This window comes from Paraburkholderia franconis, assembly GCF_009362735.1.
GTDB lineage: Bacteria > Pseudomonadota > Gammaproteobacteria > Burkholderiales > Burkholderiaceae > Paraburkholderia > Paraburkholderia franconis.
Window position 1 is genome coordinate 1 of sequence record NZ_WHNP01000150.1, and the last position, 7,766, is coordinate 7,766.

The window sequence follows — 7,766 nt, forward strand, 5'->3', positions numbered from 1 at the left end:
AAGAACGCGACCACGAGCATCATCCATATTGAAGGCGACCCCGATCACCCCGTCAATCGCGGCACGCTGTGCCCGAAGGGCGCGAGCCTGATCGACTTCATCCATAGCGAGAGCCGCCTGAAATATCCCGAGTATCGTGCTGCCGGTTCGGATCACTGGCAACGCATCTCGTGGAACGACGCGCTCGACCGCATCGCGAAGCTGATGAAGGAAGACCGCGACGCGAACTTCGTCGAGAGCACGCCCGACGGCAAGAAGGTCAACCGCTGGCTGACCACGGGCATGCTCGCGGCGTCGGCGAGCAGTAACGAGGTCGGCTATCTGACGCACAAGACTGTGCGCAGCATGGGGATGCTCGCGTTCGATAACCAGGCGCGTGTCTGACACGGCCCGACGGTGGCAGGTCTTGCCCCGACGTTTGGCCGTGGAGCGATGACGAACCATTGGGTCGACATCAAGAACGCGGACGTGATTCTCGTGATGGGCGGCAATGCGGCCGAGGCGCACCCATGCGGTTTCAAATGGGTGACGGAGGCGAAGGCGCACAACAAGGCGAAGCTGATGGTCGTCGATCCGCGCTTTACGCGCACGGCGTCCGTCGCGGACTTCTATGCGCCGATCCGCACGGGCACTGTCGTTGCAGCATCCGCGTTGCGTGTACAACCTGCTCAAGCAGCACTACTCGCGCTACACGCCGGAGATGGTCGAGAAGACCTGCGGCACGCCGAAGGACAAGTTCCTGCACGTGTGCGAGACGCTCGCGACGACAGCGACCCCGAACCGCGCGGGCACCATTATGTACGCGCTCGGCTGGACGCATCACTCGGTCGGCTCGCAGATGATCCGCACGGGCGCGATGGTGCAGCTGCTGCTCGGCAATATCGGCGTCGCGGGCGGCGGGATGAACGCGCTGCGCGGGCACTCGAACATCCAGGGGCTCACGGACCTCGGCCTGATGTCGAATCTGCTGACGGGCTACATGACGCTGCCGAACGAGCCCGAGCAGGACTACGAAGGCTACATCAAGAAGCGCGCGTCGCAGCCGCTGCGGCCGAATCAGCTGAGCTACTGGAAGAACTACCGCGCGTTTTACGTCAGCATGATGAAGTCGTGGTGGGGCGACGCCGCGACGGCCGACAACAACTGGGGCTACGACTATCTGCCGAAGCTCGACAAGCCGTACGACCTGCTGCAGGGCCTCGAGCTGATGAACCAGGGGAAGATGAACGGCTACATCTGTCAGGGCTTCAATCCGCTTGCGTCCGCGCCGAACAAGGGCAAGTCGTCGGCGAGTCTCGCGAAGCTGAAGTGGCTCGTCATCATGGACCCGCTCGCGACGGAAACCTCCGAGTTCTGGAAGAACCACGGCGAGTTCAACGATGTCGATTCGTCGAAGATCCAGACGGAAGTGTTCCGCCTGCCCACCTCGTGCTTCGCCGAGGAAAACGGTTCGCTCGTGAGCTCGAGCCGCGTGCTGCAATGGCACTGGAAGGGCGTGGAGCCGCCGGGCGAGGCGCGCAGCGATCTCGAGATCATGTCGGGAATCTTCGTGCGCATGCGCAAGGCGTACAAGGAACAGGGCGGCAAGTATCCCGACCCGATCGTCAATCTGAGCTGGCCGTACGCGAACCCTGAAAGCCCGACGCCTGCTGAGATGGCGATGGAGTACAACGGCCGCGCGCTCGCCGATCTGCCTGATCCGAAAGACCCGGCCAAGGTGCTGGTGAAGAAGGGCGAACAGCTGGCCAGTTTTGCGCAACTGAAGGACGACGGCACAACGGCGAGCGGCTGCTGGATCTTCTGCGGTTCATGGACCCAGGCGGGCAACCAGATGGGCCGGCGCGACAACTCCGATCCCACCGGCATCGGTCAGACGCTGAACTGGGCATGGGCGTGGCCCGCTAACCGTCGCGTGCTGTACAACCGCGCCTCGTGCGATGTGAACGGCAAGCCGTTCGACCCGAAACGCAAGCTGATCGCGTGGAACGGCACCAGCTGGAGCGGCACCGACACCCCCGACTTCAAGCTCGACGAGCCGCCCGAAAACGGCATGGGTCCGTTCATCATGAATGCGGAAGGCGTCGCGCGTTTCTTCGCACGCGACGGGATGAACGAAGGTCCGTTCCCCGAGCACTACGAGCCGTTCGAGAATCCGCTTGGCTACAACACGTTCCATCCGAACAATCCGCAAGCGACCAGCAATCCGGCCGCGCGCGTGTTCCCGGACGACCAGGCGGCGTTCGGCAAGGCCGCCGATTTCCCGAACGTCGCGACCACTTATCGTCTGACGGAACATTTCCACTTCTGGACCAAGCATGCGCGTCTGAACGCGATCATCCAGCCGCAGCAGTTCGTCGAGATCGGCGAGGAGCACGCGAAGCAGATCGGCGTGGTGGCGGGCGATCGCGTGAAAGTGACGAGCAATCGCGGACACATCGTTGCCGTGGCCGTGGTGACGAAGCGGATCAAGCCTTTGATGATCGACGGCAAGAAGGTGCAGACGGTCGGCATTCCGCTGCACTGGGGCTTCACGGGGCTTACCAAGCCCGGCTATATCACCAACACATTGACGCCTGTCGTGGCCGACGCGAATTCGCAGACACCGGAATTCAAGTCGTTCCTCGTGAAGGTCGAGAAGGCATAGGGAGGCGTCATGGCATATCAATCGCTCGATATCAGGCGCATCTCCGCCACGACCGTGCAGCCCACGTCAGTGCGCGAGCCGGCGACGGGCAGCGTCGCGAAGCTGATCGACGTGACCAAGTGCATCGGCTGCAAGGCGTGCCAGACGGCGTGCATGGAGTGGAACGACCTGCGCGATACGGTCGGCACCACTACGGGCATCTACGACAACCCGCGCGACCTCACGGAGCATTCGTGGACGGTGATGCGCTTCACCGAATACGAGAATCCGAAGGGCGACCTCGAATGGCTGATCCGCAAGGACGGCTGCATGCACTGCGAAGATCCGGGCTGTCTGAAGGCGTGTCCGTCGCCGGGCGCGATCGTGCAGTACACGAACGGCATCGTCGATTTCCACGAGGAAAACTGCATCGGCTGCGGCTATTGCATTTCGGGCTGCCCGTTCAACATTCCACGGCTTTCGAAGGCGGACAATCGCGTCTATAAATGCACGCTCTGCTCGGATCGCGTCGGCGTCGGCCAGGAGCCCGCGTGCGTGAAGACGTGTCCGACGGGCGCGATCGTGTTCGGCACGAAAGAGGACATGAAGGCGCACGCGGCGGAGCGCATCGCGGACCTGAAGGAGCGCGGCTTCGAGAAGGCGGGGCTTTACGATCCGCAGGGTGTGGGCGGCACGCACGTGATGTACGTGCTGCATCATGCGGACAAGCCGTCGCTCTATCACGGCCTGCCCGACGATCCGCACATCAGCCCCTTCGTGCAATTGTGGAAGGGCATCGCGAAGCCGCTCGCCGTCGCCGTGATGGCGCTCACTGCGCTGACGGGCTTCTTCCACTACACGCGCGTCGGGCCGAACGAGGTGTCGGACGAAGACGAAGAAGCCGCCCGCAACGCCGCGCGCGACATTCGCGAGCGTGGCGAACATAAGCCCGAGGAGCCCGTCAAATGAAACATCATCCGAATGACAATCCGGATCTGATCGTGCGCTACACGGCGAACGAGCGCACGAATCACTGGATCACGGCTATCACGTTCGTCCTGCTCGCGCTGTCGGGTCTCGCGTTCTTCCACCCGTCGATGTTCTGGCTCACCGCGCTGTTCGGCGGTGGGCAATGGGCGCGCATCCTGCATCCGTTCATCGGCATTGTGATGTTCGTGTCGTTCCTGATTCTTGCGCTGCGCTTCTGGCATCACAACTATCTGAACGACGACGACCGGCAATGGCTGCGTCAGTACAAGGACGTGCTCGCCGCGCGCGAGGATCAGTTGCCCGAAGTCGGGCGCTACAACGCCGGGCAAAAGCTGCTGTTCTTCGTGATGGTGCTGTGCCTCGTGCTGTTGCTGCTGAGCGGCATCGTCATCTGGCGGGCGTATTTCTCGTTCTACTTTCCGATCGAGGTGGTGCGCGTCGCGGCTGTGATTCATGCGATCACGGCGTTCGTGCTGATCTGCGGAATCATCGTCCACATCTATGCAGCGCTGTGGGTCAAGGGCTCCGTGAGCGCGATGGTGCGGGGCACGGTGACGCTCGGCTGGGCGCGCAAGCATCATCCGAAGTGGTTCCGCGAAAGCATCAAGTGACAGGCGGCGCGCGTGCCGGCAAGCGCGCGCTGCATCCGCATATCTGCTACTGTTGACGCCATCCAGACCCTAACGGCAGGAACCTGAATTGGTGCAACGCATCCTGGAGCCCGGCCAGATCGAATCAATCGATCATTCGGCCCTTCCGCGCATCCGCCGGCCCGAGCGCGCGACACTGTTCTCGACGCGCGCCGCGCGTCTTCGCGAGCTGGCGGGCGCGAGCCCGATCGGCGGGTATATCCGTCTGATGGCGTCGCTCGCCGACGCGCAGCAGCAGGCGCTCGCGCAAGTGAGCGCGACGATGCCTTCCGCCGAATCCATCGCCCTCGCGCAGCAACACTCGATGCCGATTGCGCCGTCGTCGACGACAGAGCGCGATCCGGTATGGCGCGACGTGCTGCAGCGTCTGCTCGATCGTGTCGAAGCGGCCGGTCCCGTGACGCCTGCGCTCGCGCGTGTGATCGACGGCCTGCGCATGAAGAGCGAGCAGGAACTCGACACGCTCGCCGACGCGGTCCTCGCGCTGCGCTTCAACGAAGTCGATCCCGCGTCCGCACCGTTCGTGATGGCGGCGCTGCAAGTGGTGTGGACGGATATCGCGAGCCGCATCGACGAGCGCGCCGTGCCATATCTCGACACGCCCGGCACATGCCCCGTATGCGGCGCGCAGCCGGTAGCGAGCATCGTGCGCGTCGGCGGGCAGTTTCAAGGCTTGCGCTATGTGCAATGCGGGCTGTGCTCGACAGAGTGGCACGTGGTGCGCGTCAAGTGCTCGAATTGCGATTCGACGAAGGGCGTCGCGTATCACGGCATCGACGGCGGCAGCGAAGCGCTGAAGGCCGAATCGTGCGACGAGTGCCACACGTACCGCAAGATCGGCTATCAGGAGAAGGACTACGACTTCGAGCCGCTTGCCGACGATCTCGCGAGCCTCACACTCGATCTGCTGATGAACGAAGCGGGCTACCGGCGCAGCAGTCCGAATCCGCTGCTGTGGCCCGAGGTGCCGTCGGACGAGTGAAGCTCATCTACATGCACGGGGAGTGCGAGCGTGAGCGAAGTGTCGGGTAACAGGTTGGGCGATGACCTGCGCGCGCTGCTTGCGCGCGTTCCCGCCGTCGAGCGTGTACTGTCGACGCCGATGGCGCAGCGGTTGATCGACGAATATGGCCACACGCAGGTCGTCGATGCGATCCGCGCTGCAACCGATACGCTCCGGCGCGAACTGCTTGCGGGCGTTCAGTTCGACGCGTCATTCAACTTCGAAGCGAAGCTCGTCGACGATGCRCAGCRTGYGCTCGCCGCGCGCGCGCAGCCTCATCTGCGTTCCGTGTTCAATCTGACGGGCACGGTGYTGCATACGAATCTGGGCCGCGCGCTGCTGCCCGACGAAGCGGTGCGCGCRGTGGTCGTTGCGCTCACGCGGCCGATGAACCTCGAATTCGATCTCRCGACGGGCGGGCGCGGCGATCGCGACGACCTGATCGATGAACTCATCTGCGAACTGACGGGCGCCGAGGCGGCCACCGTCGTCAACAACAACGCGGCGGCCGTGCTGCTCACACTATCGGCGCTGGCRTCGAAGAAGGAAGTGGTGGTGTCGCGCGGCGAGCTTGTCGAGATCGGCGGCGCGTTCCGCATTCCCGACATCATGTCGCGCGCGGGCGCGAAGCTGCRCGAAATCGGCACGACGAACCGCACGCATCTGAAGGAYTAYGAGGAAGCGATCRRCGCGCGCACGGCSKTGCTSATGAAAGTCCATTGCAGCAACTACGCAATCGRGGGYTTCACGAAAAGCGTGTCCGTCGATGACGTCGCGCAGCTTGCGCATGCGCGCGGCYTGCCGATGGCCGTCGATCTSGGCAGTGGCACGCTCGTCGATCTCGCGCAATACGGCCTGCCGGGCGAGCCGACCGTGCGCGMGACCGTCGATGCGGGCGCCGATCTCGTCACGTTCAGCGGCGACAAGCTGCTGGGCGGCCCGCAAGCGGGGCTGATCGTCGGACGCGCGGAGTTGATCCGCAAGATCAGGAAGCATCCGCTGAAGCGTGCGCTGCGTGTCGGCAAGCTCACGCTTGCGGCGCTCGAACCTGTGTTGCAGCTTTATCGCGCGCCCGAACTGTTGCGCGAGCGGTTGACCACGCTGCGCCTGTTGACGCGTCCCGCTTCTGACATGCAGGCACAGGCGGAGCGCTTGAAAGAGGTGCTGCAATGCGCGCTCGGGCCCGCGTATGCGGTGACGGCCGAACCGATGGCGAGCCAGATCGGCAGCGGCGCATTGCCGGTCGACCGGTTGCCCAGCTATGGGCTGGTGGTGCGCAACGCACATGGCAGGCGCGGCGGCCGCGCGCTGATGAAGCTCGAAGAAGCGCTGCGTGCGCTGCCTCGCCCGGTGATCGGACGCATCGCYGASGAAGCGCTGCGTYTCGATCTGCGCTGCCTCGAAGCCGCCGACGAAGCGGCCTTCGMCGCGCAATGCGYGGAGCTGCGCCTATGATCGTCGGCACGGCGGGSCATATCGATCATGGCAAGACGACGCTCGTGCRYGCATTGACGGGCGTCGACACGGACCGTCTGAAAGAAGAGAAAGCGCGCGGCATCTCGATCGAACTCGGCTACGCGTACACACCGCTCGATAACGGCGACGTGCTCGGCATGATCGACGTGCCGGGCCACGAAAAGCTCGTGCATACGATGGCGGCGGGCGCATGCGGCATCGACTATGCATTGCTCGTGATCGCAGCCGACGACGGCATCATGCCGCAGACGCGCGAGCATCTCGCGATCCTGCAACTGCTGGGCGTCACGCGCGGCGCGATTGCACTGACGAAGACCGATCGCGTCGACGCAGCGCRTCTCACGCAGGTGCGCGACGAGATTCGCGCATGGCTCGCATCGACGCCATTCAGCGGCGCRCCTTTCTTCGAAACGAACGCGACCGCGCYCGACGATAGCGGCGTGCGCGSGCTTTCGCTTCATCTGCGTGAAGCGGCTGTCGCGTGGCAAGGCCGGCGCGACGATGGCCTGTTCAGGCTTGCGATCGATCGCGTGTTCACGCTCGCGGGGCAGGGCACGATCGTGACGGGCACSGTGTTCGCGGGACGCGTCGCGWCAGGCGACACGTTGATGCTCGAACCTTCGCATCGAGCCGTGCGCGTGCGCAGCATCCACGCGCAAAAYCGCGCGTCCGATSTGGGCCGCGCGGGGCAGCGCTGTGCGCTGAATCTCGCGGGCATCGACAAGGATGCGATCACGCGCGGCGACTGGATCGTCGATGCGCGGCTCGCGAAGCCGGGCGAGCGGCTCGACGTAGAACTGACGCTGCTCGACGATGCAGGCATCACGCTGCAACACTGGGCGCCGCTGCATGTGCATATCGGCACGTTGCATCGCGTCGCGCATGTCGCGCTGCTCGATGACGACACGCTGGCTGCGGGACACACGGCGCGTGTGCAGCTCGTGTTCGATGCGCCTGTGTGCGCGCTGCCGGGCGATCGCTTCATCGTGCGCAATGCACAGGCGACGCGCACCGTCGGCGGCGG

The 7,766-nt window shown here is 64.3% G+C and carries 5 protein-coding genes and 1 pseudogene; all 6 read left to right on the forward strand.

Annotation, left to right across the window (positions count from 1 at the left end):
* Positions 1 to 2,644: pseudogene (gene fdnG, locus GCT13_RS46190) on the forward strand (formate dehydrogenase-N subunit alpha); the annotation flags it as partial.
* Positions 2,645 to 2,653: 9 nt separating this feature from the next.
* Positions 2,654 to 3,592 (forward strand): formate dehydrogenase subunit beta, encoded by a 939-nt coding sequence (gene fdxH / locus GCT13_RS46195; RefSeq protein WP_152768278.1) that lies wholly within the window; start codon positions 2,654 to 2,656, stop codon positions 3,590 to 3,592.
* Complete coding sequence (locus GCT13_RS46200; protein ID WP_152768279.1) at positions 3,589 to 4,224, forward strand: formate dehydrogenase subunit gamma; 636 nt, start codon at positions 3,589 to 3,591, stop codon at positions 4,222 to 4,224. Before fdxH ends, GCT13_RS46200 begins: the two co-directional genes overlap by 4 nt.
* Positions 4,225 to 4,312: 88 nt before the next feature.
* On the forward strand, positions 4,313 to 5,245 hold the full coding sequence (gene fdhE / locus GCT13_RS46205; RefSeq protein ID WP_152768280.1) for a formate dehydrogenase accessory protein FdhE: 933 nt from the start codon (positions 4,313 to 4,315) through the stop codon (positions 5,243 to 5,245).
* A gap of 30 nt (positions 5,246 to 5,275) precedes the next feature.
* Positions 5,276 to 6,721: an L-seryl-tRNA(Sec) selenium transferase gene (selA, locus tag GCT13_RS46210; protein ID WP_321575058.1), complete on the forward strand. Its 1,446-nt coding sequence runs from the start codon at positions 5,276 to 5,278 to the stop codon at positions 6,719 to 6,721.
* On the forward strand, positions 6,718 to 7,766 hold a 1,049-nt coding region (selB, locus tag GCT13_RS46215; RefSeq protein ID WP_152768281.1), incomplete at its 3' end, for a selenocysteine-specific translation elongation factor. The genes selA and selB, both read left to right, overlap by 4 nt.